Annotated in this window: 21 protein-coding genes and 1 pseudogene; 15 read left to right on the top strand and 7 right to left on the bottom strand. The window is 60.6% G+C overall.

Annotated features, from left to right (window positions below):
• Nucleotides 1-51 precede the first annotated feature (51 nt).
• Nucleotides 52-459, bottom strand: coding sequence for an RNA-binding S4 domain-containing protein (locus V8J63_RS11735; protein WP_016772182.1), 408 nt, complete (start codon nt 457-459; stop codon nt 52-54).
• Nucleotides 460-575: 116 nt separating this feature from the next.
• Between V8J63_RS11735 and rimA the strand changes: the two genes are divergently transcribed.
• The 3 genes from rimA to rimK are packed head-to-tail and all read left to right on the top strand — an operon-like array spanning nt 576 to nt 2,753.
• On the top strand, nt 576-1,355 hold the full coding sequence (rimA, locus tag V8J63_RS11730; RefSeq protein WP_016772183.1) for a S6 modification regulatory phosphodiesterase RimA: 780 nt from the start codon (nt 576-578) through the stop codon (nt 1,353-1,355).
• A 16-nt stretch (nt 1,356-1,371) separates the two neighbouring features.
• The gene (rimB, locus tag V8J63_RS11725) at nt 1,372-1,851 is read left to right on the top strand and encodes a retropepsin-like aspartic endopeptidase RimB (RefSeq protein WP_016772184.1); all 480 of its coding nucleotides are present in this window, start codon (nt 1,372-1,374) and stop codon (nt 1,849-1,851) included.
• Nucleotides 1,848-2,753: a 30S ribosomal protein S6--L-glutamate ligase gene (rimK, locus tag V8J63_RS11720; RefSeq protein WP_024011184.1), complete on the top strand. Its 906-nt coding sequence runs from the start codon at nt 1,848-1,850 to the stop codon at nt 2,751-2,753. The genes rimB and rimK overlap by 4 nt, the downstream gene beginning before the upstream one ends.
• A 92-nt stretch (nt 2,754-2,845) precedes the next feature.
• Here rimK and V8J63_RS11715 read toward each other — a convergent pair whose 3' ends face one another.
• A complete protein-coding gene (locus tag V8J63_RS11715; protein ID WP_016770645.1) occupies nt 2,846-4,159 on the bottom strand; it encodes an ATP-binding protein in 1,314 nt (437 codons plus the stop codon).
• A gap of 114 nt (nt 4,160-4,273) precedes the next feature.
• Nucleotides 4,274-5,014, bottom strand: a complete 741-nt coding sequence (gene ompR / locus V8J63_RS11710; protein ID WP_016772186.1) for an osmolarity response regulator transcription factor OmpR — start codon at nt 5,012-5,014, stop codon at nt 4,274-4,276.
• A gap of 358 nt (nt 5,015-5,372) precedes the next feature.
• Between ompR and V8J63_RS11705 the strand changes: the two genes are divergently transcribed.
• The 7 genes from V8J63_RS11705 (at nt 5,373) to tauD (ending at nt 13,796) form a co-directional block, all read left to right on the top strand.
• The gene (locus V8J63_RS11705) at nt 5,373-7,697 is read left to right on the top strand and encodes a Tex family protein (protein ID WP_336464081.1); all 2,325 of its coding nucleotides are present in this window, start codon (nt 5,373-5,375) and stop codon (nt 7,695-7,697) included.
• On the top strand, nt 7,697-8,080 hold the full coding sequence (locus V8J63_RS11700) for a PaaI family thioesterase (protein ID WP_016772188.1): 384 nt from the start codon (nt 7,697-7,699) through the stop codon (nt 8,078-8,080). Before V8J63_RS11705 ends, V8J63_RS11700 begins: the two co-directional genes overlap by 1 nt.
• Before the next feature lie 269 nt (nt 8,081-8,349).
• Nucleotides 8,350-9,933 carry a glutamate--cysteine ligase gene (gene gshA / locus V8J63_RS11695; RefSeq protein WP_336464080.1) on the top strand — a complete coding sequence of 528 codons (1,584 nt, stop codon included), beginning with the start codon at nt 8,350-8,352 and terminating at the stop codon, nt 9,931-9,933.
• A 257-nt stretch (nt 9,934-10,190) separates the two neighbouring features.
• On the top strand, nt 10,191-11,168 hold the full coding sequence (gene tauA / locus V8J63_RS11690) for a taurine ABC transporter substrate-binding protein (protein WP_130887605.1): 978 nt from the start codon (nt 10,191-10,193) through the stop codon (nt 11,166-11,168).
• 16 nt (nt 11,169-11,184) lie between these two features.
• The gene (tauB, locus tag V8J63_RS11685) at nt 11,185-11,979 is read left to right on the top strand and encodes a taurine ABC transporter ATP-binding subunit (RefSeq protein WP_024011178.1); all 795 of its coding nucleotides are present in this window, start codon (nt 11,185-11,187) and stop codon (nt 11,977-11,979) included.
• Complete coding sequence (gene tauC / locus V8J63_RS11680) at nt 11,976-12,809, top strand: taurine ABC transporter permease TauC (protein ID WP_130902953.1); 834 nt, start codon at nt 11,976-11,978, stop codon at nt 12,807-12,809. The genes tauB and tauC overlap by 4 nt, the downstream gene beginning before the upstream one ends.
• 144 nt (nt 12,810-12,953) lie before the next feature.
• Nucleotides 12,954-13,796 (top strand): taurine dioxygenase, encoded by an 843-nt coding sequence (gene tauD, locus V8J63_RS11675; RefSeq protein ID WP_130902954.1) that lies wholly within the window; start codon nt 12,954-12,956, stop codon nt 13,794-13,796.
• A gap of 130 nt (nt 13,797-13,926) precedes the next feature.
• Here the strand turns inward: tauD and mgrA are convergent, their stop codons facing one another.
• Nucleotides 13,927-14,964, bottom strand: coding sequence for an L-glyceraldehyde 3-phosphate reductase (gene mgrA, locus V8J63_RS11670; protein ID WP_130887602.1), 1,038 nt, complete (start codon nt 14,962-14,964; stop codon nt 13,927-13,929).
• A gap of 362 nt (nt 14,965-15,326) precedes the next feature.
• On the opposite strand from mgrA, the pseudogene V8J63_RS11665 reads away from it, so the two are divergent.
• Nucleotides 15,327-15,449: pseudogene (locus V8J63_RS11665) on the top strand (LacI family transcriptional regulator); the annotation flags it as partial.
• A gap of 38 nt (nt 15,450-15,487) precedes the next feature.
• Here V8J63_RS11665 and V8J63_RS11660 read toward each other — a convergent pair.
• The 3 genes from V8J63_RS11660 to epsC all read right to left on the bottom strand — a co-directional run bounded on the left by V8J63_RS11660 (nt 15,488) and on the right by epsC (nt 19,360).
• Nucleotides 15,488-15,889 carry a type II toxin-antitoxin system HicB family antitoxin gene (locus tag V8J63_RS11660; protein ID WP_130887601.1) on the bottom strand — a complete coding sequence of 134 codons (402 nt, stop codon included), beginning with the start codon at nt 15,887-15,889 and terminating at the stop codon, nt 15,488-15,490.
• A gap of 247 nt (nt 15,890-16,136) precedes the next feature.
• On the bottom strand, nt 16,137-18,098 hold the full coding sequence (gene betT / locus V8J63_RS11655; protein ID WP_177434893.1) for a choline transporter BetT: 1,962 nt from the start codon (nt 18,096-18,098) through the stop codon (nt 16,137-16,139).
• 335 nt (nt 18,099-18,433) lie between these two features.
• On the bottom strand, nt 18,434-19,360 hold the full coding sequence (gene epsC / locus V8J63_RS11650) for a serine O-acetyltransferase EpsC (RefSeq protein WP_016772197.1): 927 nt from the start codon (nt 19,358-19,360) through the stop codon (nt 18,434-18,436).
• A gap of 190 nt (nt 19,361-19,550) precedes the next feature.
• On the opposite strand from epsC, the gene V8J63_RS11645 reads away from it, so the two are divergent.
• The 4 genes from V8J63_RS11645 (at nt 19,551) to tcyN (ending at nt 23,116) form a co-directional block, all read left to right on the top strand.
• A complete protein-coding gene (locus V8J63_RS11645; protein ID WP_336464079.1) occupies nt 19,551-20,549 on the top strand; it encodes a D-cysteine desulfhydrase in 999 nt (332 codons plus the stop codon).
• 347 nt (nt 20,550-20,896) lie between these two features.
• The gene (tcyJ, locus tag V8J63_RS11640; protein WP_122508407.1) at nt 20,897-21,697 is read left to right on the top strand and encodes a cystine ABC transporter substrate-binding protein; all 801 of its coding nucleotides are present in this window, start codon (nt 20,897-20,899) and stop codon (nt 21,695-21,697) included.
• Nucleotides 21,697-22,362 (top strand): cystine ABC transporter permease, encoded by a 666-nt coding sequence (gene tcyL, locus V8J63_RS11635; RefSeq protein WP_016772200.1) that lies wholly within the window; start codon nt 21,697-21,699, stop codon nt 22,360-22,362. Before tcyJ ends, tcyL begins: the two co-directional genes overlap by 1 nt.
• Nucleotides 22,363-22,366: 4 nt before the next feature.
• Nucleotides 22,367-23,116, top strand: a complete 750-nt coding sequence (tcyN, locus tag V8J63_RS11630) for an L-cystine ABC transporter ATP-binding protein TcyN (RefSeq protein ID WP_076565047.1) — start codon at nt 22,367-22,369, stop codon at nt 23,114-23,116.
• Nucleotides 23,117-23,142 lie beyond the last annotated feature (26 nt).

Below are 23,142 nucleotides of genomic sequence, written 5' to 3'. Positions count from 1 at the left end.
CTTGATCAAATGTGGCAGCGAGCCTGCTCGCGAAGAGGCCGGCACAACGTTTCAATCTTCGTTGCTGCTACCGCGAAACTTGAACAGATCACGCCGCTGTTTCTTGCTCGGCTTGCCATCGGTGCTCACGCCCAACGACCCTGCCTTGCGCATTGCCGCAGCCGCTTCACGCTTGGCGACACTCGCCTCGGTCTCGGCATACAAGGTCTGCGCCTCGGGTGCGCCACGACGCACGATCGACAATGCCTCGACCCTCACCGTGCGCACTTCGAAGCCGGTACGAATCTCGAACTCATCACCGATGCGCGGCTCCTTGCCCGGTTTGCAGCGCTCGCCACGGCAATGCACCTTGCCACTTTCAATGGCGGCTTTGGCCAATGCACGGGTCTTGTAGAAACGCGCTGCCCATAGCCATTTATCGAGACGGACCTTGTCGTCCTCCTCCTGCTTCTGTCCCATATGAATTCCTCGCTCAGCCAGTAGTCGGAACTGTACTACCGTTTCTGTCGGGCGCAAGAACTCGGCCCTCCAGATAGACTGTGATCTTCGCCGCCTGACCGGCCTGGAGTGACCGCGTGACTAAATTTCCAACTTCGTTGACCTCAACCAAGGGCGGTTGCCAGGGCTGCCAGCAGAGCGAACCGCTGGACTTCGATTTTGCCTTCGCCTACCAGCCGATCGTCGACCTGCGCGACCAGTCGGTATTCGCCCACGAGGCGCTGGTGCGAGGCGTGGCCGGGGAAGGTGCACTGTCGGTGTTAAATCAGGTTACAGAAGATAACCGCTACCGTTTCGACCAGCTCTGCCGGACCCGCGCCATCGAAGGCGCGGCGAGCCTTAATATGCAGACACACTTGTCGATCAACTTTTTGCCCAACGCCGTCTACCGTCCAGAGCTATGCATTCGCAGCACACTGGAGGCCGCACGCAAACACAACTTTCCGATCGACCGACTGATTTTCGAAACCCTGGAAATCGAGCACGTAGATAATTATCGCCATTTGACCAATATTCTGCGTGAATACCGCGAATTCGGCTTCAAGACCGCCATCGACGATTTCGGCGCCGGTTATTCGGGGCTCAATCTGCTGGCTGATTTCCAACCGGACCTGATCAAACTCGACATGGCGCTGATCCGCGATGTTGACCAGGACCGTGTCCGTCAGGTGATCGTGCGGGGGATTGTCACAATGTGTGCGGAGTTGGACGTTACAGTCATTGCCGAAGGCATAGAAAGCGCCGGGGAACGGGATTTCCTCGCGGACTGTGGAATATTTCTGATGCAGGGCTACTGGTTCGCCAGACCCGCATTCAAAGCGTTGGCCCAGGTGCCGGACGAGGCCTGGAAGCGTTAACCCTTGGTTTTTTTCTTTGAAGACATTTGATCATTTGACCGTTGTCGGTCTGCGCGAGTGGGTGGCGCTCCCGGGCCTGGGAGTCGCTGGCCTGCGCGCAAAAATCGACACCGGCGCCAGCACCTCCAGCCTGCACGCCACCGATATCGAACCGTTCGAACGCGACGGCGAGAAATGGGTGCGCTTCACTGCGCATCTCGGCACGGTGGTGCAGTTGCGTCACCGGCGCTGTGAAGCACCGCTGGTCACGCGCAAAACCATCAAGAGCTCCAACGGCCATGCGCAAGTGCGCTATGTGATCAGCACCACGCTGGCCCTTGGCGATCGGGTCTGGCCGGTGGAGTTCACCCTGGCCTGCCGCAAGTCCATGCGCTATCGCCTGTTGCTCGGTTCCAAAGCCCTGATCGATGGCCAGTTGGTGGTCAATCCGGGCATCAAGTATGTACAAGACAAGCCGGTGTTCCCGGTATCTACCTCCTCCACAGGTGTTGCATGAAGATCGCTGTGCTGTCGCGTAATCCGCGTCTGTATTCCACCCGCCGTCTGGTCGAAGCCGGAATCGAGCGCGGGCATGAAATGGTGGTGATCGACACCTTGCGCGCCTACATGAACATTGCCAGCCACAAGCCGCAGATCCATTACCGCGGCAAACCGCTGGAAGGTTTCGACGCGGTGATCCCGCGGATCGGCGCGTCGGTGACGTTCTATGGTTGCGCGGTATTGCGTCAGTTCGAAATGATGGGCGTGTTCCCACTCAACGAGTCGGTGGCCATCGCCCGCTCGCGGGACAAATTGCGTTCACTGCAGCTGCTGTCGCGACGCGGAATCGGTCTGCCGGTCACCGGTTTTGCCCACTCGCCGGACGATATTCCCGACCTGATCGCCATGGTCAACGGCGCACCGCTGGTGATCAAGGTGCTCGAAGGCACTCAGGGCATCGGCGTGGTGCTGTGCGAAACCGCGACGGCGGCAGAATCGGTGATCGAAGCGTTCATGGGCCTGAAGCAGAACATCATGGTTCAGGAATACATCAAGGAGGCCGGCGGCGCGGATATCCGCTGCTTCGTGGTCGGCGACAAGGTGATCGCGGCAATGAAGCGCCAGGCCAAACCGGGGGAATTTCGTTCCAACCTGCATCGCGGCGGCAGCGCCAGCCTGATCAAGATCACCCCGGAGGAACGCATGACCGCGTTACGCGCTGCCAAGGTCATGGGCCTGGCGGTGGCGGGTGTGGATATCCTGCGCTCCAATCACGGTCCGCTGGTGATGGAAGTGAACTCGTCGCCGGGACTGGAAGGCATCGAAACCACTACGGGCAAGAATGTCGCCGGGATCATCATCGAGCATCTGGAAAAGAATGGCGGGCCGAATATGACCCGCACCAAGGGCAAGGGCTAGAGAAGCAGCTGCTAGCGGCAAGCCTCAAGCGGCAAGTGAAAAGCGCTCTTGCTTGCAGCTTGTAGCTTGCAGCTTGCAGCTTGCAGCTGCTTCTAAACCGCATCTCGGGGCAACATCAACCCCAGCGGCAATCTCACCCGCGCCTCCAGTCCACCCCCGGACCGGTTGCGCAATTCGACGTTGCCGCCATGCATCGCCGCAATCCTTTTCACGATCGCCAGCCCCAGCCCGGTGCCTTTGCCACCGCGAGCCCGATCACCTCGGGTGAACGGGTTGAAGATTGCCTCAAGCTCGGACGGATCAATCCCCGCGCCACGGTCCATCACGCTCAGGACCACATACGGCGCGCTGGTATCTCCGGACACATAAGCCGCGACCTCAACTCCCGTGCCGGCATGGTTCAAGGCGTTGCCGATCAGGTTGTTGAGCAGGCGTTTCATCGACACTCGACGCAGCGGAAACGGCTGGATCGGTTCCAGGCGCAGGCGCACTTTCTCTTCGTTCTGGTTGTACGGCGCGGCGACTTCACGCACCAGATCGCTGAGGTCCACCTCCTCCACTGACTCATCACGACCATCGCGGATGAACGCGAGGAACTGGTCGAGAATCGCGTCCATGTCTTCGATATCGCGGACCATGTCGTCGGTGAGATCGGTGTGATCGCCCATCAATTCCAGCGACAGGCGCAAGCGCGTCAGCGGTGTGCGCAAGTCGTGGGAAACCCCCGCCAGCATCAGCTCGCGCTCGCGTCCGGCCTGTTCAACGTCCTCGGCCATCTGGTTGAAGGCGCGATAAACCTCGGTCATTTCGCTCGGCGTGTCGCTGATCGGCAGGCGCACGCTGCGGCCTTGGCCGAGTTGCCGCGCGGCATACACCAGGCGCTTCAAAGGCTGGTTGAGCTGGCTGACGAAAATCCATGCCGACGCCGTCGATAGCAGGCCGATGGCGAGGAACCAGCCGAGCACGTTCCAGATTTTCTGGCCGCGCAACGGATGTGGATACAACGGCACTTTCAGCCAGCCATCGCCCAGGCTCGGTGCCCTCACCCACAGCGCCGGTGGCGAGTGCATGCGCAAACGCACCTCGGTGTCGGCACCCAGTTCCGCCTGCATCTGCCGCTGATAGATTTCGCTGTACGGCCAGTGCTGCTCGCCTTCCGGCACACCGGCGCCGACCACACGAATCAGGGTCGCGGCATCGGCAATTTTTGCGCGGTTTTCTTCGTCGGCGGCCCAATAGGCGCGCAGCGTCAGAGCGACACCATGGCTGTATTGGCGGTCCACCAGCACGTCCTCGTTCATCAACAGATAAACCAGGGTCAGCGCCTTGGAAAACAGCACGACGATCAGCACCAGCCAGAGGGTGCGGGAGAAAAAACTTTGGGGGAACCAGACGGGGGTTTTCATCTTTAACCGCTACACACTTGCAGGAGCGAGCAATGCTCGCATATTGCGGATTGCGAGTCTGTGGCAATGGCCGTGCGACCAGAGCCTTGCAGACCCGCTCCTACAAATCACCGATCACTTGGTGGCGGTGCCATCCGGTACGAACACGTAACCCACGCCCCAGACGGTCTGGATGTAGCGCGGTTTCGACGGATCGGGTTCGATCATCCGGCGCAGACGCGAGATCTGCACGTCGATGGAACGCTCCAGCGCATCCCATTCACGGCCACGGGCGAGGTTCATCAGCTTGTCGCGAGTCAGCGGCTGACGCGCGTTCATCACCAGCGCCTTGAGTACCGCGAACTCACCGGTGGTGAGCATGTGCACTTCATCGCCACGCTTGAGCTCGCGGGTCGCCAGCGACAACACGTAATCACCGAAGGTGACGTTTTCGTCCTCACTGCCCGGTGCGCCCGGTACCGGTGCGGCCTGACGGCGCAATACCGCTTTGACCCGCGCCATCAGCTCGTCGGGGTTGAACGGCTTGGCCAGGTAATCGTCGGCGCCCAGTTCAAGGCCCTTGATACGGCTCAGCTCATCGCCCTTGGCGGTGAGCATGATGATCGGAATCTGGTTGTTCGCGCTGCGCAGGCGGCGGCACGCGGTCAGGCCGTCTTCGCCCGGCAGCATCAGGTCGAGAACGACCAGATTGAACACTTCACGCGCCAGCAGACGGTCCATCTGCTCGGTGTTCGGAACGGTACGGGCACGGTAGCCCTTGCTGACGAAGAAACGCTCCAGCAGGCTGCTCAGCCCCGGATCGTCATCAACGATAAGAATTTTTTCGCCTTCAGCCGTTTGTGCAGTGCTGCTCATTGGATGCTCCTTTTAGCTCGGCGCGCATTATGGCGTAGCTGTCGTTATACGCACCGTGTGCATTGTTAGCAGATTTTTCCTTCACTGCCAGAAAACCGGGGTTTATGCCTACAGCCTGCAACGCCCCCGAATGACAGAACGCTGGTTATAATGCGCGGCGTTTTGCGCCAGGCAACGTCTGAATCGTTACCGTAAGTGGCCGGTATTTTTTCCGGCCCTGTGCAGTAACTGTTCGATTTCACGGGTCAATGGGCAGCTTCTTGATCCAGGCAGCGGCAATTTTCCAGCCGCTCAATCAGCCTCCAGGCCATTATCTGCGTGCCTGCGAGCCTGCTTTCATACTATGTCAGGTGGTTTTATGGACAGCATCAACAGCCGCATCGCCGAGGAACTCGGCGTACGCCCACAACAGGTCGAAGCGGCCGTCGCGCTACTCGATGAAGGTTCTACCGTTCCCTTTATCGCCCGTTACCGGAAAGAAGTCACCGGCAGCCTCGATGACACCCAGTTGCGTCATCTGGAAGAGCGCCTGCGCTACCTGCGAGAACTCGACGAACGGCGCATCAGCATCCTCGCCAGCATCGAGGAGCAAGGCAAACTCACCCCTGCCCTTGAGCGCGACATCAAGCTCGCCGACACCAAGACCCGTCTCGAAGACTTGTACCTGCCGTACAAGCAGAAGCGCCGCACCAAGGGCCAGATCGCCCTCGAAGCCGGCCTCGGCGAACTGGCCGACGGCTTGTTCAACGACCCGAACCTGTCGCCGGAAACCGAAGCCGCGCGCTTCGTCGACGCCGAAAAGGGCGTGGCCGACATCAAGGCTGCGCTGGAAGGCGCCAAATACATTCTCATGGAGCGCTTCGCCGAAGACGCCAGCCTGCTGGAAAAGCTGCGCAATTTCCTCAAACAGGAAGCGATCCTCAGTGCCCGCGTCATCGCTGGCAAGGAAGAGGAAGGCGCCAAGTTCCGTGATTATTTCGAACACGACGAGCCGCTGAAAAGCATGCCCTCGCACCGCGCCCTGGCGATTTTCCGTGGCCGCAACGAAGGCATTCTCAGCTCCGCGCTGAAAGTCGGCGATGAGCTGCCCGGCACGATGCATCCGTGCGAAGGCATGGTCGCTCAGCAGTTCGGCATCCAGAACCAGAACCGCCCGGCGGACAAATGGCTCGGTGAAGTGGTGCGCTGGACCTGGAAGGTCAAGCTCTACACCCACCTGGAAACCGACCTGCTTGGCGAGCTGCGCGACGGTGCCGAAACCGAAGCGATCAACGTGTTCGCGCACAACCTGCACGACCTGCTGCTGGCCGCTCCGGCCGGCCCGCGCGCGACCCTGGGCCTCGACCCGGGCCTGCGTACCGGCTGCAAGGTGGCCGTGGTCGACTCCACCGGCAAGCTGCTCGACCACGCCACGGTTTACCCGCACGTGCCGCACAACAAATGGGATCAAACCATCGCCATTCTCGCCGCGCTGTGCGCCAAACACTCGGTGGACCTGATCGCCATCGGTAACGGCACTGCCAGCCGCGAGACCGACAAGCTGGCGATCGAGCTGATCAAAAAATATCCAGCGATGAAAATGACCAAGGTCATGGTGTCTGAAGCCGGCGCCTCGGTGTACTCGGCGTCGGAACTGGCGGCCAAGGAATTCCCGGACCTCGATGTGTCGATCCGTGGCGCCGTGTCGATCGCCCGTCGCTTGCAGGATCCGCTGGCCGAACTGGTGAAAATCGATCCGAAATCCATCGGTGTCGGCCAGTACCAGCACGATGTCTCGCAGCTGAAACTGGCGCGCGGTCTGGATGCCGTGGTCGAGGATTGCGTGAACGCCGTGGGCGTGGATGTGAACACCGCCTCCGTGGCTTTGCTGGCACGGATTTCCGGCCTCAATGCGACGCTGGCGCAGAACATCGTTGCTCACCGTGACGAACACGGCGCGTTCAAGACCCGTGCAGCGCTGAAGAAAGTCGCGCGTCTGGGCGAAAAAACCTTCGAACAGGCCGCCGGTTTCTTGCGCGTGATGAACGGCGACAACCCGCTGGATTCGTCGGCGGTTCACCCGGAAGCCTATCCGCTGGTGCAGCGCATTGCCGCTGAAACCGACCGCGACATTCGCTCGCTGATCGGCGATGCCGCGTTCCTCAAGCGTCTGGATCCGAAGAAATTCACCGACGAAACCTTCGGTCTGCCGACCGTCACCGACATCCTGCAAGAACTGGAAAAACCCGGTCGCGACCCACGTCCGGAGTTCAAGACCGCCGAGTTCCAGGAAGGCGTCGAGGACCTCAAGGACCTGCAACTGGGGATGATCCTCGAAGGCGTGGTGACCAACGTGACCGCGTTCGGTGCGTTCGTCGACATCGGCGTGCACCAGGACGGTCTGGTGCACATTTCGGCGCTGTCGGAGAAGTTCATCAAGGACCCACGCGAAGCAGTCAAGGCCGGTGACGTGGTGAAAGTGAAGGTCATGGAAGTCGATATCCCGCGCAAACGCGTCGGCCTGTCGATGCGCATGAGCGACACCCCGGGCGAGAAAATCGATGGCGCCCGTGGCTCGCGCCCGGGCTCGGCACCGCGCCAGTCTTCGGGCAACGCGCCGCGCAAGGAAACCGCCACCGCCGCGCCGGTGAACAATGCGATGGCCTCGCTGTTCGCCAACGCCAAGCAGTTGAAGAAACGCTGATGGACATGCCGGCCGGGCTCGTCGAGAGCGCGTTTTTCAAGCTGTTGGGCTGTCGCCTGCACAGTCTCGAAACCGGGGTGGCGCAAGTCGCCCTGGCGCTTGAGCCCGAACTGCGCAACCGCGGCGGCAAACTGCACGGCGGTGCGCTGTTCAGTCTGGTCGATATTGCTATGGGCCTGGCGTGTTCCAGCAGCCATGGCTTCGATCAGCAGAGTGCGACCATCGAATGCAAGATCAACTACATCCGCGCCGTTTCCGATGGCGAGGTGCTGTGCACGGCGCGGGTGATCCACCCGGGCCGGCGCACGCTGGTGGTCGAAGCCGAGGTGGTGCAGGGCGACAAACTGGTCGCAAAAGCGCAAGGCACCTTCGCTGTCCTGTAGATGTTGCTCATCATTTTGAGTTAATTTCGGCGCAATGAATCCTGTGGAAGCGAGCCTGCTCGCGAAGACGGTGTGTCAGTCGACGATGAAATTGACTGCAAAACCCTCTTCGCGAGCAGGCTCGCTCCCACAGGGATTGTGCAGTTCTTGACTGACCGGCAAATGGCCTGCCGCTACAAACCAGGCGATAACGCCAGTTTCAACTTCACCCTTGTAGACCGTCCTGCCCACCCCCATATTGGGGCGACTGACGCGTGAAGGAATCCAAATTGAGCGAACTTCTCAACCGCCGCCTGGCTCTGCTCGGCGAGCGCGCTAACCTTTCTCTGCTCAAGCAGTGCCTGCACGGTATCGAACGTGAATGCCTGCGCGTGACCAGTGAAGGTCGCCTGGCGCAAACGCCGCACCCCGAAGCCCTGGGTTCCGCGCTGACCAACGAACAGATCACCACCGACTACTCCGAGTCGCTGCTGGAATTCATCACCCCCGCCCTGCCGGATCCTGCCGACACGCTGGCAAGCCTGGACAAGATTCATCGTTTTGCCTACAGCAAACTCGGCAACGAGTATCTGTGGAGTCCATCGATGCCGTGCCCGTTGCCGGCCGAGGAAGATATTCCGATCGCCTATTACGGCACCTCCAACATCGGTCAGCTCAAGTACGTTTATCGCAAGGGCCTGGCCCTGCGTTACGGCAAGACCATGCAGTGCATTGCCGGGATTCACTACAACTTTTCCCTGCCGGAACAACTCTGGCCGTTGCTGCGCGAGGCTGAAGGTTTCGTCGGCACCGATCGCGATTTCCAGTCGGCGTCCTACATCGCGCTGATCCGCAACTTCCGTCGCTACAGCTGGCTGCTGATGTACCTGTTCGGTGCCTCGCCGGCGCTGGACGCCGGCTTCCTGCGCGGGCGTTCGCATCAGCTCGAGCAGCTCGACCCGGACACGCTGTATCTGCCGTACGCGACCAGCCTGCGCATGAGCGATCTCGGTTATCAGAGCAACGCCCAGGCCGGCCTGACACCGTGCTACAACGATCTGGCGAGCTACACCGACAGCCTGCGCGAAGCCGTGGCCACGCCGTATGCGCCGTATGTTGAAGTCGGTACGCACAAGGATGGTGAGTGGGTGCAGCTCAACACCAACATCCTGCAGATCGAAAACGAGTACTACTCCAACATCCGCCCGAAACGCGTGACCTACACCGGCGAGCGGCCGATCCAGGCGCTGATGGCGCGCGGCATCCAGTACGTCGAAGTGCGCTGCCTGGACATCAACCCGTTCCTGCCAATGGGCATCGACCTCACCGAATCGCGCTTCATCGACGCCTTCCTGCTGTACTGCGCGCTGACCGACAGCCCGCTGCTGACCAACACTTCGTGCGGCAACGCCACCTCGAACTTCCTCAGCGTGGTCAAGGAAGGTCGCCGTCCGGGCCTGCAATTGCAGCGTGATGGTGAGTCGGTCGAGATGAAGCAATGGGCCGCTGAACTGCTGGAACAGATTGCTCCGCTGGCGGCGATGCTCGATCAGAGCGTCGGCGGCGATGCCCACAGCAAGGCGCTGGATGCGCAACTGGCCAAGGTCAACGACCCGTCGCTGACGCCATCGGCGCAGGTGCTGGCGGCCATGGCTGAGCACAAGGAAAGCTTTGCGCAGTTCTCCCTGCGCCAGAGCCAGACCCACGCCGAGTTCTTCCGTAGCGAGCCGTTGGCGGCAGACGAGCAAGCGAAGTTTGAAGAGCTGGCGCGCGCGTCGCTGGCACAGCAGACCGAGCTTGAGCAGAACGAAGTCGGCGATTTCGATGTGTTTGTCGGCGCGTATCAGGCGAGTATTCTCGCCATCAGCAATTAAAGCCGCCCCGGCCTTGATCGTTCCCACGCTCTGCGTGGGAATGCAGCCTGTGACGCTCCGCGTCACTTCGGACGCAGAGCGTCCCTTGAGGCGTTACCACGCAGAGCGTGGGAACGATCAGTCAAAGGCTCACATCCTCTGCTGCCTTAGATTTTTCCGCTCATAAGCTCATTCGAAAAAGTTATTTATTTCGCGATTCTTAGATCATTTAGTCTCCACTCATGCCGACATTCGGTCGCCTGATCTGGAGCTCTCAATTGAAACTGAATTTCCCGCTTCGCCTGCTCGCCGCCGCCTCACTGGCCGCTGCAAGCTTCCTGGCCCAGGCGGCCGACCTCACTGTCGCCTACCAGACTACCGTCGACCCGGCCAAGGTCGCTCAGGCCGACGGCGCCTACGAGAAAGCTACCAAGGCCGATATCAGCTGGCGCAAGTTCGATAACGGCGCCGACATCATCGCCGCCATCGCGTCCGGCGATGTGCAGATCGGCTACCTCGGTTCGAGTCCGTTGACCGCCGCGATCACCCGCAAGGTACCGGTAGAAACCTTCCTGATTGCCACGCAGATCGGCGCCGCTGAAGCACTGGTCGCGCGCGACGGTTCCGGCATCAAGACTCCGCAGGATCTGATCGGCAAGAAAATCGCCGTGCCGTTCGTGTCCACCGGGCACTACAGCCTGCTCGCCGCGCTCAAGCACTGGCACATCGATCCGTCGAAAGTCACCGTGCTCAACCTCGCGCCGCCAGCGATCATCGCGGCGTGGAAACGCGGCGACATCGACGCCACTTACGTGTGGGATCCGGCACTGGGCGTGGCCAAGGAAAACGGCAAAGTGCTGATCACCTCCGGCGAGCTGGCCAAGTTCGGCGCGCCAACCTTCGATGCTTGGATCGTGCGCAAAGACTTCGCCGAAAAGCACCCGGAAATCGTCACTGCGTTCGCCAAGGTCACCCTCGACGCCTACGCCGCTTACCGCAAGGATCCGCAGGCCTGGCTGGCCAACCAGAGCAACGTCGACAAACTGGTGAAGCTGTCTGGCGCCAAAGCCAGCGACATCCCATTGCTGCTGCAGGGCAACGTCTACCCGCTGGCGGCGGATCAGGTCAGTGATCTCGGCGCGCCGACCACCAAAGCCATCACTGACACTGCCGCGTTCCTCAAGGAGCAAGGCAAGGTCGAAGCCGTCCTGCCGGACTACGCGCCTTACGTCAGCGCCAAATACATCACCAACTGATCGGGAGATAACAGCGATGGCCTTGCTACAGCTGGAGCGCATCAGCGCACAGTACCCGGGCAGCCCCGAGCCGGTGCTGGCGGATATTTCTCTGACCCTGGGGCCGCAGCAATTGCTGGTCGCCCTCGGCCCGTCCGGCAGTGGCAAGACTTCGCTGTTGAACCTGATTGCCGGTTTCGTCGAACCGAGTGCTGGGCGCATCACCCTCGACGGCGTGCCGGTCAAAGGCCCGAGCGCCGAACGTGGCGTGGTGTTTCAGGACGACGCCTTGCTGCCCTGGCAGGACGTATTGGCCAACGTCGCCTTCGGCCTTGAACTGGCCGGTGTCGCTAGGGACAAACGCGAAAAAATCGCCCGGGAAATGCTCGCGCTGGTTGATCTTTCCGGTTTCGAAAGCCGTCGTATCTGGCAACTCTCCGGCGGCCAGAAACAACGCGTCGGCCTCGCCCGCGCCCTCGCCGCCGACCCGCGCGTGTTGCTGATGGACGAGCCGTTCGGTGCGCTTGATGCATTCACTCGCGAGCAGATGCAGGAGCTGTTGCTGCAAGTCTGGCAACGCACGGCCAAGCCGGTTTTTCTGATTACCCACGACATTGAAGAAGCGGTGTTCCTCGCCACGGACCTGATTCTGCTGGCGCCGAATCCGGGGCAGATCGTTGAGCGCCTGCAATTGGATTTTGGTCAGCGTTATGCCGCTGGCGAGTCGGCCCGTGCGATCAAATCCGATCCGCGTTTTATCGAAACCCGCGAGCACGTGCTGAGCAAAGTCTTCTCGCAACGCAGCGCCGTACCCCGGCAGGAGCGCGCATGAGCAGTTACGACGTTTCCGCTGCGGCGGTGAAAACACCTTCGGTGAGCATCCCGGTGCGCCGCAGCCTCAGCACTCGCTGGATCAGCCTGCTGACCCTGTTCGGCCTGCTGGCGATCTGGTGGACGGTGACCGCGACCGGACTGATCGAACCGCTGTTCCTGCCGCCGCCCTCCGCCGTGCTGCAAAAGGGCTGGTTGCTGGCGACTTCCGGATACATGGATTCGACTTTGTGGCAGCACCTCGGCGCCAGCCTCAGCCGCATTGGCCTTGGACTCTTTTTCGCCATCCTGACCGCCGTGCCGGTGGGCATTGCCATCGGCGCCAACCGCATCGCCCGTGGTGTGCTCGATCCGCTGATCGAGTTCTACCGCCCGATCCCGCCGCTGGCGTATCTGCCGCTGATCGTGATCTGGTGCGGCATCGGTGAGTTGTCGAAAGTGCTGCTGATCTATCTGGCGATTTTCGCGCCGATTGCCATCGCCACCGCGACCGGCGTGCGCACGGTTGACCCGGCGAAATTGCGCGCCGCGCAGTCGCTGGGTGCGACTCGTGCACAACTGATTCGCCATGTGATTTTACCCAGCGCCCTGCCGGACATTCTCACTGGGGTGCGCATTGGTTTGGGTGTCGGCTGGTCGACCCTGGTCGCCGCTGAATTGATCGCGGCCACCAGTGGCCTGGGTTTCATGGTGCAGTCGGCCGCGCAATTCCTGGTCACCGATGTGGTGGTGCTGGGGATTCTGGTCATCGCCCTGATCGCCTTCGCCATGGAAATGGGCCTGCGCGCATTGCAGCGCAGACTGGTGCCATGGCACGGCCAGGCGCACTAAATCGCTTTGTGAAAATTCCCCTGTGGGAGCGAGCCTGCTCGCGAAAGCGTTAGATCAGTCACTGCACTGTCGCCTGACACTCTGCATTCGCGAGCAGGCTCGCTCCCACAAAAGCATGACACTCCGAATTCGAAGAGAACGACCATGAGCACCCTCAGCATCACCCCATTAAGCTCGGCCCTCGGCGCGCAGATCAGTGGCGTCGACATCAGCCAGCCGCTGAGCCTGGAACACCGCGACGCCATCGAACAGGCGCTGCTCAAATATCAGGTGCTGTTCTTCCGCAACCAACCGATCGAGCCAGCGCAACAGGCACGTTTCGCGCATTATTTCGGCGACCTGCACATTCACCCGATCTACCCGAATGTGCCGGAACAACCGGAAGTACTGATCCTCGACACCGCAGTCACCGACGTGCGCGATAACGCGATCTGGCATACCGACGTGACCTTCCTGCCGACGCCGGCAATGGGCGCAGTGCTCAGCGCCAAGTTGCTGCCGGAGTTCGGTGGCGACACGTTGTGGGCCAGCGGGATCGCGGCATATGAAGCGTTGTCGGCGCCGATGAAAAGCCTGCTCGAAGGTCTGAGCGCCACCCACGATTTCACCCGATCGTTTCCGCTGGAGCGCTACGGCAACACGCCTGAAGCGCTGGCGCAGTGGGAAGAAGCGCGGCGCAAGAATCCGCCGCTGTCGCACCCGATGATTCGCACCCATCCGGTCAGTGGGCGGCGCTCGCTGTTCGTCAATGAAGGGTTCACTTCGAAGATCAACGAACTGACGGAAACCGAGAGCGAGGCGATTCTGAAGTTTCTGTTCGCCCATGCGACGCGACCGGAATTCACCATTCGCTGGCGCTGGCAGAAAGACGATATTGCCTTCTGGGACAACCGCGTGACCCAGCATTACGCGGTGGACGATTACCGACCGGCGCGGCGGGTGATGCAGCGGGCGACGGTGTTGGGGGATGTGCCGTTCTTCAAGTGATCGCTGATGATCGTTCCCTCGCTCCGCGTGGGAATGCATCAACGGACGCTCCGCGTTCGGCTTTAGATGGGACGCGGAGCGTCCCGGGCGGCATTCCCACGCAGAGCGTGGGAACGATCCTCTAAGCGGCTTATTCGGCCGTCGAAGGCTTCTCCCACAGATTGATCCCGCCCTCCTGGGCAAACCGGTCAATCTCCGCCAGCTCTTCAGCGCTGAAATTCAGATTCTTCAGCGCGCCGACGTTCTCGATGATCTGCTCCGGCCGGCTCGCGCCGATCAGTGCCGAGGTCACTCGTGGATCACGCAGTGTCCACGCCAATGCCAGTTGCGCCAGACTCTGGCCGCGACGCTGGGCGATCTCGTTCAACGCTCGCACGTGAGCGATGTTTGCTTCGGACAAGTGCGAAGCCTGCAACGAGCCGCCGCCCGGGCGATTGACCCGCGCATCGGCCGGTACGCCGTTGAGATATTTGTCGGTGAGCAAACCCTGCGCCAGCGGCGTGAAGGCGATGACGCCCGTGCCGAGTTCATCGGTGGTATCGAGCAGATCCTTTTCCACCCAGCGATTGAGCAGGTTGTACGCCGGCTGATGAATCAGCAGCGGCACTTTCCACTCTTTCAGCAGCCCGGCCATCTCGCGGGTTTTCACCCCGGAATAGGACGAGATGCCGATGTACAAAGCCTTGCCCTGCTGCACAGCGGTGGCGAGGGCGCTGGCGGTTTCTTCCAGCGGGGTGTCCGGGTCGAAGCGGTGCGAATAGAAGATGTCCACATAATCCAGACCCAAGCGTTGCAGGCTCTGGTCGAGGCTGGCCAGCACGTATTTGCGCGAACCGCCGCCCTGGCCGTACGGGCCGGGCCACATGTCCCAACCGGCCTTGCTGGAGATGATCAACTCGTCGCGATATTGCTTGAAGTCTTCGCGCAGCAGGCGACCGAAATTGATCTCGGCGCTGCCGTATGGCGGGCCGTAGTTGTTGGCCAGATCGAAATGGTTGATGCCCAGATCGAACGCGGTGCGCAGCAAGGCACGCTGGGTCTCGATCGGCGTGCTGTCGCCAAAGTTGTGCCACAGGCCCAGCGACAATGCCGGCAGCACCAGACCGCTGCGACCGACGCGGCGGTAAGGAATGGAGTCGTAGCGGTTTTCGGCAGCGGTGTAAGTCATCGAATCCTCTCTTGTTTGATTAACAGCGGATTGAGGGTGAAACCAAACTATGTGGCGAGGGGATTTATCCCCGATGGGTGGCGAAGCCGCCCCAAAACCTGAAACCTCGGTGAATCAGCTGTACCGGGCGCGCTGGTTTTACGACTGCTTCGCAGCCGAACGGGGATGAATCCCCTCGCCACAAAAGCCCCATCAATCAGGCAAAGCGATTTGCAGGTCGAACCAGCTCCAGGTTCTGCCGCAACGTCCGGCCTTCATATCCAATTCTGAACAACCCGCCCAGCATACGCCCAAGCAGCGCGGCGCCGACCTCCGGTTCGACCAATTGCTGAAACGTTTCACATTTTTCCTGCGCTTCAGACTCGCTGGAGATTGGCGTGCTGGCGGCAACGCGGGTGCTGGAAAGCCTTGGGGTATTGCCGAGCGACGAAGTGCAGCGGCTGAATCTGCTGCGATGCCAAGTGATCGAGCGGGAAAGCACCTGACTGCGGGAGCGAGCAGGCTCGTTCCCGCAGAATCTGCGTCATACCGACAATTCGCGCAGCGCAGCGGCCGCCAGAAATCCGGACCGGGAACGGTAGCGCCGGTCTCGACGGACAGTCTGGTCAATACGTTCCAGCAACTGCTCGGGCAATGTGGCATTGAAGCGCACTGATTTGCCGAAGTAAGGCGTGATGTCAAAGTCGACCACGCCCCAGATCCCGCCCGCGTAATCCGGGTTATCAAGGTGGGCATCGATGTCGCGCACCTGTGGCAACGGCGCGCCATCGGCTACCAGCCCTTCGTAATGCAGCGCCAGTGCTTCCTGCGTGTTTTCAAAAGCTTCGGCTACCGTGGCGCCTGCGGAATAACACCCCGGTACGTCCGGAATGACCACGCCGTAGTCCGAGTCGGCATCCTTGTGCAGAACGACCGGGAATTTCATAAAGGTTTCCTTCGCCCTTTCCGACGTCAAGAATTACAACTCTAGGGCACAAAGCGCGCAGCGATACACACCATACACACTTGGATAAATAATAGTCCGTTTCGTGATCATCACAGATGGACGGATCAACGGCGGGGCCCAAGATTGCGATGGGCAGTGCGATATTCGGTGTGCCGGCGGCGGCGGTGGTGCTGTTCATAGTGCTGAACGCCGAGGCGTAAAAAACTCTCGGCGCTCAGCCGTTGGATCAACGCACCAGATGCAGGAACTGCATGTGCCGTTCGTACTGGTCGAGGATGTCGTTGATGATCTGTTCTTTGGTGTAGCCGACCAGATCGTAGTCCTGACTGCCCTCGCTCAAGTGCACTTCGGCGCGGTAGTAGCGGCGATTGTTGAGTTGCTTGGAACCCATGCCGCCGCGCGCGAACGATGGCGTGAAGTAGCCGCGCATCTGCACCTGATAGATGAACGGATGCTGCTCGCCATGACCGATTTCCAGGCTGACGTTGTCATGCGCCGGATCCGGCTGAGTGACGACGTGCAGACCTTTTTCGACGAACACGGCGGTCACTTCCTCGATTGCCGGGCGCACTGTGCTTTCCATGAAGCGGTACACCTCGTCGCGGGACGGGAAGTGCACGGCCTGGCTCAGACGCTGACGCCATCCACCGGTGCCACGCCGCGAACCGGAGACCGGCGCCAGCGAATGCAACTGCGCGATCTGCTTCTGCGATTCCAGATAGAACGCCTTGTGCAGGCCCCACATCATCAGCAGCAGAATCAACGAGAACGGCAACGAGGTCAGCACCACCGCCGACTTCAGCGCATCGATGCTGCCGGAGAACAGCAGCGCACTGGTGATCAGCGCGGTCATCGCGCCCCAGAACACCCGCAGCCATTTCGGCCCGTCTTCATCCGGGTTGCCGCCCTTCGCCGACAGGGTCGAGAGCACCACGGTGCCAGAGTCCGCAGACGTCACGAAGAACACGAAGCTGATGAACACCGTCACGGCGATGACGGGCTTGCTCCATGGGTAGGTTTCCAGCAGCAGATAAATGCTCATCGACGGATTGTCGATGGCCGACATGCCCAGCGCACTCATGCCGTGATTGAGCACCTGGTCCAAGGCGCTGTTGCCGAAGATCGACATCCACGCCAGGGTGAAACCGAGCGGGATCAACAGCACGCCGAAGACGAATTCACGGATAGTGCGGCCACGGGAGATCCGCGCGATGAACAGGCCCACGAACGGCGACCATGCAATCCACCAGGCCCAGTAGAACACGGTCCAGCCACCCAGCCAGTCACTCGGTTTGTCGTAGGCGTAGAGGTCGAAACTCTTCATCGGCAGGGCGCCGAGGTAGTCGCCGACGTTCTGGATCAGCGTGTTGAGCAGGTGCTGTGTCGGCCCGGCAAACAACACGAACAGCAGCAGCCCGCAGGCCAGCAGCATGTTGATGTCGGACATCACCCGCACGCCTTTATCGACACCGGAGACCGCAACGATGATCGCCGCGCCCATCATCAGCGTGATCAGGCCGACCTGAATCCACTGGGTGTGGGCGATGCCGAACAGATAATCCAGGCCCGAGTTGAGGTGCAACACGCCGAAGCCCATGTCGGCACCAAGACCGAACACCGTGGCGATGATGCCGAAGCCGTCCACCGCATAGCCGATCGGGCCGTTGATGCGTTTTCCGATCAGCGGATACAGCGCCGAACGCAGGGCCAGCGGCAGATTGTGCCGATAAGCGAAATAGGCCAGCGCCATGCCGACGAAGGCAAATACGCCCCAGCCATGCAGGCCCCAATGCAGGAACAGGATCTGCATCGCCTGGCGCGCCGCATCCGCCGTGCCCGCGTCGCCTTGCGGTGGCTGGAGCATATGGGTCAGCGGTTCGGAGACGCAGAAGAAGAACAGCGTGATGCTGATCCCGGCGGCGAACAGCATGCCGGCCCAGGACAGGTAACTGAATTCGGGCTCGTCGTGGTCGGCACCGAGTTTTATCTTGCCGTAGCCGGATAACGCGGTGACCACCACGAAGACCAGATACAGGGTCATCGCGAGCATGTAGTACCAGCCGACCGTATTAGCCGCCCAGTTTTGCGCTTCCAGCAACCAGGCGCCGGCCTGTTCGGGGATGGCGATGACGACAAGACCAAACAGCAGAATGACCGTCGCGGCGAAGTAGAACACCGGCGGATTCATGCGTACCAGACCGCTGGCGGGGGTAGACGATGCACTCATGAAAGGTGCACCTCGAAGGTTTGAAGCGTGGCTGAAATGATCGGACTCAGCAAAGGCAAGCCTCCTGTTGTGAGCGGGCAGCGAACCACCGGTTTAACTTGAATGAACGTTCAAGTTAAACATGAATGGGGTGGTAAGGACTAATCGCAGGGCTGGGCGGTAGGTTTCCTACAGCGCCCAAAGAGGGGTATGACGCGGGTTTGGAGAGATTCGTTCACTGATGAATTGGCTTAAGGCCACTACCTTGATCCGGCCTACTCGCGAAGAGGCCCGATACAACAACACAGATTCAAGACTTACTTCTGCGTCCCGTCATCATGCTGCAGATTCGCCTGCGTCAGATTCGCCCCCGCCGGCACGCTACGTGTCAGCCAGACGTTGCCGCCAATGGTCGAGCCCTTGCCGATGGTGATCCGTCCGAGAATCGTCGCCCCGGCATATATCACTACGTCATCCTCAACGATGGGATGACGCGGATGGCCCTTCTGCAACTGGCCGTCCTCATCTGCCGGGAAGCGCTTGGCCCCCAGGGTCACCGCCTGATAAATGCGCACTCGCTCACCAATGATCGCGGTTTCGCCAATCACCACACCGGTGCCGTGATCGATGAAGAAGCTGCGGCCGATCTGCGCGCCCGGGTGGATATCGATGCCCGTCGCCGAATGGGCGATCTCCGCGCTGATCCGCGCCAGCAGCGGCAGCCCGGCACGGTATAAATGGTGCGCGAGGCGATGGTGAATCACCGCAAGAATGCCCGGATAGCACAGCAGCACTTCATCAACGCTGCGTGCCGCCGGGTCGCCGTGATAGGCCGCGAGCACATCGGTGTCGAGCAGCGTGCGCAGGCCCGGCAAGGCCAAGGCGAAATCCTGCACGATCTGGATGGCGCGGGTTTCGACTTCACTGTCGTCCTGCGCGCTGTGGCGGGCAACGTAACGCAACTCCAGGCGCGTCTGCGCCAGCAAGGCATTCAGCGCTACATCAAGCGTGTGGCCGACGTAGAAATCTTCACTTTCTTCACGCAGATCGACCGGCCCCAGACGCATCGGGAACAGCGCGCCACACAGCGCCTCGAGGATTTCCGCCATCGCCGCTCGCGATGGCAATTCGCGGCCGCCCTGCTCCCCTGAAGCCCGGCCATTCAGTGCGCGCCACTGATCCCGCGCGCTGCGCAGCTGGCTGACGATGGTCTGCAATTGCCAATGGCTGGAACGCTCGCTCACGGTAAAGACTCCTCACGGGCGGCCGGACTGTCTGGCCGCGTCATCGGCGCCTACTTTACGGCATGCCTTTGCCGACGAATTAAGAACCGATAGTGCTGGCCTCAGTCCATTTGGCTATAAGCGATTGGCGGTTGCCCGGGCAAAAACGCGTGCCTATAGTCCTTTCATTCTTCTGCGCCAGTACGGACCCATGATCAAACAACAGCTGCAACGCTTCCCCCGTCTCGAACTGCTGAGCCACCCCACGCCGCTGGAAAAACTCGAACGCCTGTCCACCTGGCTCGGTCGCGAGGTGTACATCAAACGCGATGACCTGACGCCGCTGGCGATGGGCGGCAACAAGCTGCGTAAACTCGAATACCTCGCCGCTGACGCGCTCGCGCAAGGTGCTGACACGCTGATCACGGCCGGTGCGCTGCAATCGAACCACGTGCGCCAGACCGCCGCACTGGCGGCGAAACTCGGCCTCGGTTGTGTGGCGCTGCTGGAGAATCCGCTGGGCACCGATGACGGAAATTACACCGGCAACGGCAACCGCTTGCTGCTGGATCTGTTCGACACCAAGGTCGAGTTGGTCGACAACCTCGACAACGCCGACGAACAACTGACTGCCCTCGCCGCCCGCCTGCGCAGCAACGGCAAGAAGCCGTATCTGGTGCCGATCGGCGGCTCCAACGCCCTTGGTGCTCTGGGTTATGTGCGCGCCGGGCTGGAGCTGGCCGAGCAGATCAAGGACACCGGACTTGAATTCGCCGCGGTGGTTTTGGCCTCGGGCAGTGCCGGTACTCACAGTGGTCTCGGACTGGCGCTGAGTGAGGCGCTGCCGCAACTGCCGGTGATCGGCGTGACCGTTTCGCGCAGTGAAGAAGATCAGCGCCCGAAGGTGCAGGGTTTGGCCGAACGCACCGCTGAGCTGCTGGGCGTCGAGTTGCCGGCCGGCTTCAAGGTCGAGCTGTGGGACGAATATTTCGGCCCACGTTATGGCGAACCAAATGCCGGTACTTTGGCGGCGGTGAAACTGTTGGCGGCTCAGGAAGGTCTGTTGCTTGACCCGGTCTACACCGGCAAGGCCATGGCCGGTCTGCTCGACGGGATTGGCCGGCAGCGCTTCGATGACGGCCCGATCATCTTCCTGCACACCGGCGGCGCGCCGGCGTTGTTTGCCTACAAGGATTTTCTGACAAGATGATCACTGCAGATTGCAGTTACCTGTGGCGAGGGGATTTATCCCCGTTGGGTCGCGGAGCGGCCCCTTGCTTTCGCAAGTGAGTACACGTCGCAGGACTTTGCAACTGTAGTGCAGCCGAACGGGGATAAATCCCCTCGCCACAACTGAACGGGCACATATTCCAAAAAACCCTAAAAGAAACACAATCTAGTATTTTCAAGTCTAAAACAGACATCTTATAGTCTCGCCGCAGGCGAATTTCGGGCGAGACGCTTAAGCTGCTTTAAGGCAGGATAGCGCTGTCGTTCAAATCACCAATTTGCCTTCATTCCTTAAGCGTCTTCCATAAGAAAACACAGGGGCTTGTCATGAATTTTTCCGCACTACGTCGCACTCTGCTGGTCGGTTCGCTGGGTCTGGCACTGAGCGCTGGCCTGATCGGTCAGGCAGTGGCCGGTGAGCAGTTGCAACAGATCAAGGACAAGGGCGTGCTCAACGTCGGCCTGGAAGGCACTTACCCACCGTTCAGCTTTGTTGACGAAAACGGCAAGCTGTCCGGTTTCGAAGTCGAGCTGTCCGAAGCGCTGGCGCAAAAGCTCGGCGTCAAAGCCAAGATCCAGCCGACCAAATGGGATGGCATCCTCGCCGCACTGGAATCCAAGCGTCTGGATCTGGTGGTCAACCAAGTGACCATCTCCGACGAGCGCAAGAAGAAGTATGACTTCTCCGAACCGTACACCGTGTCCGGCATCCAGGCCCTCGTGCTGAAAAGCAAAGAGTCGGCGCTGAACATCAAGACTGCCGCTGACCTGTCCGGCAAGAAAGTCGGTGTCGGCCTGGGCACCAACTACGAGCAGTGGGTTCGCGCCAACGTGCCGGGTGCTGACGTGCGCACCTACGATGATGATCCGACCAAGTTCGCCGACCTCAACAACGGTCGTACCGATGCCATCCTGATCGACCGTCTGGCCGCCCTCGAATACGCCAAGAAAGCCCCGAAAACCGTCGCAGCCGGTGAGGCCTTCTCGCGTCAGGAATCCGGTATCGCCCTGCGCAAAGGCGAGCCTGAACTGCTGGCTGCGGTGAACAAGGCGCTCGACGAACTGCGTGCTGACGGCACTCTCGAGAAACTGTCGAAGAAATACTTCAACGCAGACGTCACTAAATAATGGAAGAGGCTTTCCAACTCGCGCTGGATTCCGCGCCCTTTCTGTTGAAGGGCGCGTACTACACGGTAGTCCTCAGCCTCGGCGGGATGTTCTTCGGTCTGCTGCTGGGCTTCGGCCTCGCGCTGATGCGTCTGTCACGCTTCAAATCGGTCAGTTGGCTGGCCCGCATCTACGTGTCGTTCTTTCGCGGTACGCCGTTGCTGGTGCAGCTGTTCGTGATCTATTACGGCTTGCCGCAACTGGGCATGGAGCTTGATCCGCTGCCGGCAGCACTGATCGGTTTCTCGCTGAACATGGCCGCCTATGCCTGTGAAATCCTGCGTGCCGCGATCGGTTCGATCGAACGCGGTCAGTGGGAAGCTGCCGCGAGTATCGGCATGACCCGCGCGCAGACCCTGCGCCGGGCCATCCTGCCGCAAGCGATGCGCACGGCATTGCCGCCGCTGGGCAACAGCTTCATTTCGCTGGTCAAGGACACGGCGCTGGCCGCGACAATTCAGGTGCCGGAGCTGTTCCGTCAGGCGCAGCTGATTACCGCCCGGACTTTCGAAGTCTTCACCATGTATCTTGCCGCCGCGCTGATCTACTGGATTCTGGCCACGGTGCTTTCGCACTTGCAGAACAAGTTGGAAGAGCGGGTCAATCGGCACGACCAGGAGTCCTGACGCGATGATTGTCGTGGAAAAACTGACCAAGCAATTCAAGGGTCAGGTCGTGCTCAACGGCATCGACCTTGAGGTAAAGGAAGGCGAAGTCGTCGCGATCATCGGCCCCAGTGGCTCGGGGAAAACGACGTTCCTGCGTTGCCTGAATTTCCTCGAAGAACCCACCAGCGGCCGGATCAAGGTCGGCGATATCGAAATCGATACCAGCCGCCCGCTGAACCAGCAGCAGAGTCTGGTGCGCAACCTGCGCCAGCACGTCGGCTTCGTGTTCCAGAACTTCAACCTGTTCCCCCATCGCACCGCCCTGGAAAACGTCATCGAAGGCCCGATCGTGGTCAAGAAGATGCCGCGCGACCAGGCAGTTGCTCTGGGTAAAAAGCTGTTGACCAAAGTGGGGCTTGCCGGCAAAGAGGACGCCTATCCGCGCCGTCTCTCCGGTGGCCAGCAACAGCGCGTGGCGATTGCCCGGGCGCTGGCGATGGAGCCGGAAGTGATTCTGTTCGACGAACCGACTTCAGCGCTCGACCCGGAACTGGTCGGTGAAGTGCTGGCAACCATTCGCGGTCTTGCCGAAGAAAATCGCACCATGGTGATTGTCACCCACGAAATGGGTTTTGCCCGTGACGTGGCCAATCGCGTGGTGTTTTTCGACAAGGGCGTAATTGTTGAACAGGGTGAAGCCAAGGCACTGTTTGCCAACCCGAAAGAAGAACGCACCAAACAGTTTCTCAGCAAGTTTCTGAATCACGCCTGAGAACTTTCTCAGCAATACCCCTCCAC

It is taken from the genome of Pseudomonas sp. CCNWLW23 (assembly GCF_037095675.1).
GTDB lineage: Bacteria > Pseudomonadota > Gammaproteobacteria > Pseudomonadales > Pseudomonadaceae > Aquipseudomonas > Aquipseudomonas atacamensis.
The sequence above is the reverse complement of the archived record's forward strand: the minus strand, read 5'-3'. Positions and strand labels throughout refer to the sequence as shown.

Excerpts from the sequence above, each read along its gene's own strand:
- V8J63_RS11735 (WP_016772182.1), bottom strand. The coding sequence starts at position 459 with ATGGGACAGAAGCAGGAGGAGGACGACAAGGTCCGTCTCGATAAATGG.
- mgrA (WP_130887602.1), bottom strand. The coding sequence starts at position 14,964 with ATGACTTACACCGCTGCCGAAAACCGCTACGACTCCATTCCTTACCGC.
- tauD (WP_130902954.1), top strand. The coding sequence starts at position 12,954 with ATGAGCACCCTCAGCATCACCCCATTAAGCTCGGCCCTCGGCGCGCAG.
- tcyN (WP_076565047.1), top strand. The coding sequence starts at position 22,367 with ATGATTGTCGTGGAAAAACTGACCAAGCAATTCAAGGGTCAGGTCGTG.
- V8J63_RS11645 (WP_336464079.1), top strand. The coding sequence starts at position 19,551 with ATGATCAAACAACAGCTGCAACGCTTCCCCCGTCTCGAACTGCTGAGC.
- rimK (WP_024011184.1), top strand. The coding sequence starts at position 1,848 with ATGAAGATCGCTGTGCTGTCGCGTAATCCGCGTCTGTATTCCACCCGC.
- V8J63_RS11715 (WP_016770645.1), bottom strand. The coding sequence starts at position 4,159 with ATGAAAACCCCCGTCTGGTTCCCCCAAAGTTTTTTCTCCCGCACCCTC.
- tcyJ (WP_122508407.1), top strand. The coding sequence starts at position 20,897 with ATGAATTTTTCCGCACTACGTCGCACTCTGCTGGTCGGTTCGCTGGGT.
- betT (WP_177434893.1), bottom strand. The coding sequence starts at position 18,098 with ATGAATCCGCCGGTGTTCTACTTCGCCGCGACGGTCATTCTGCTGTTT.
- V8J63_RS11700 (WP_016772188.1), top strand. The coding sequence starts at position 7,697 with ATGGACATGCCGGCCGGGCTCGTCGAGAGCGCGTTTTTCAAGCTGTTG.
- V8J63_RS11705 (WP_336464081.1), top strand. The coding sequence starts at position 5,373 with ATGGACAGCATCAACAGCCGCATCGCCGAGGAACTCGGCGTACGCCCA.
- V8J63_RS11660 (WP_130887601.1), bottom strand. The coding sequence starts at position 15,889 with ATGAAATTCCCGGTCGTTCTGCACAAGGATGCCGACTCGGACTACGGC.
- tcyL (WP_016772200.1), top strand. The coding sequence starts at position 21,697 with ATGGAAGAGGCTTTCCAACTCGCGCTGGATTCCGCGCCCTTTCTGTTG.
- ompR (WP_016772186.1), bottom strand. The coding sequence starts at position 5,014 with ATGAGCAGCACTGCACAAACGGCTGAAGGCGAAAAAATTCTTATCGTT.
- tauC (WP_130902953.1), top strand. The coding sequence starts at position 11,976 with ATGAGCAGTTACGACGTTTCCGCTGCGGCGGTGAAAACACCTTCGGTG.
- tauB (WP_024011178.1), top strand. The coding sequence starts at position 11,185 with ATGGCCTTGCTACAGCTGGAGCGCATCAGCGCACAGTACCCGGGCAGC.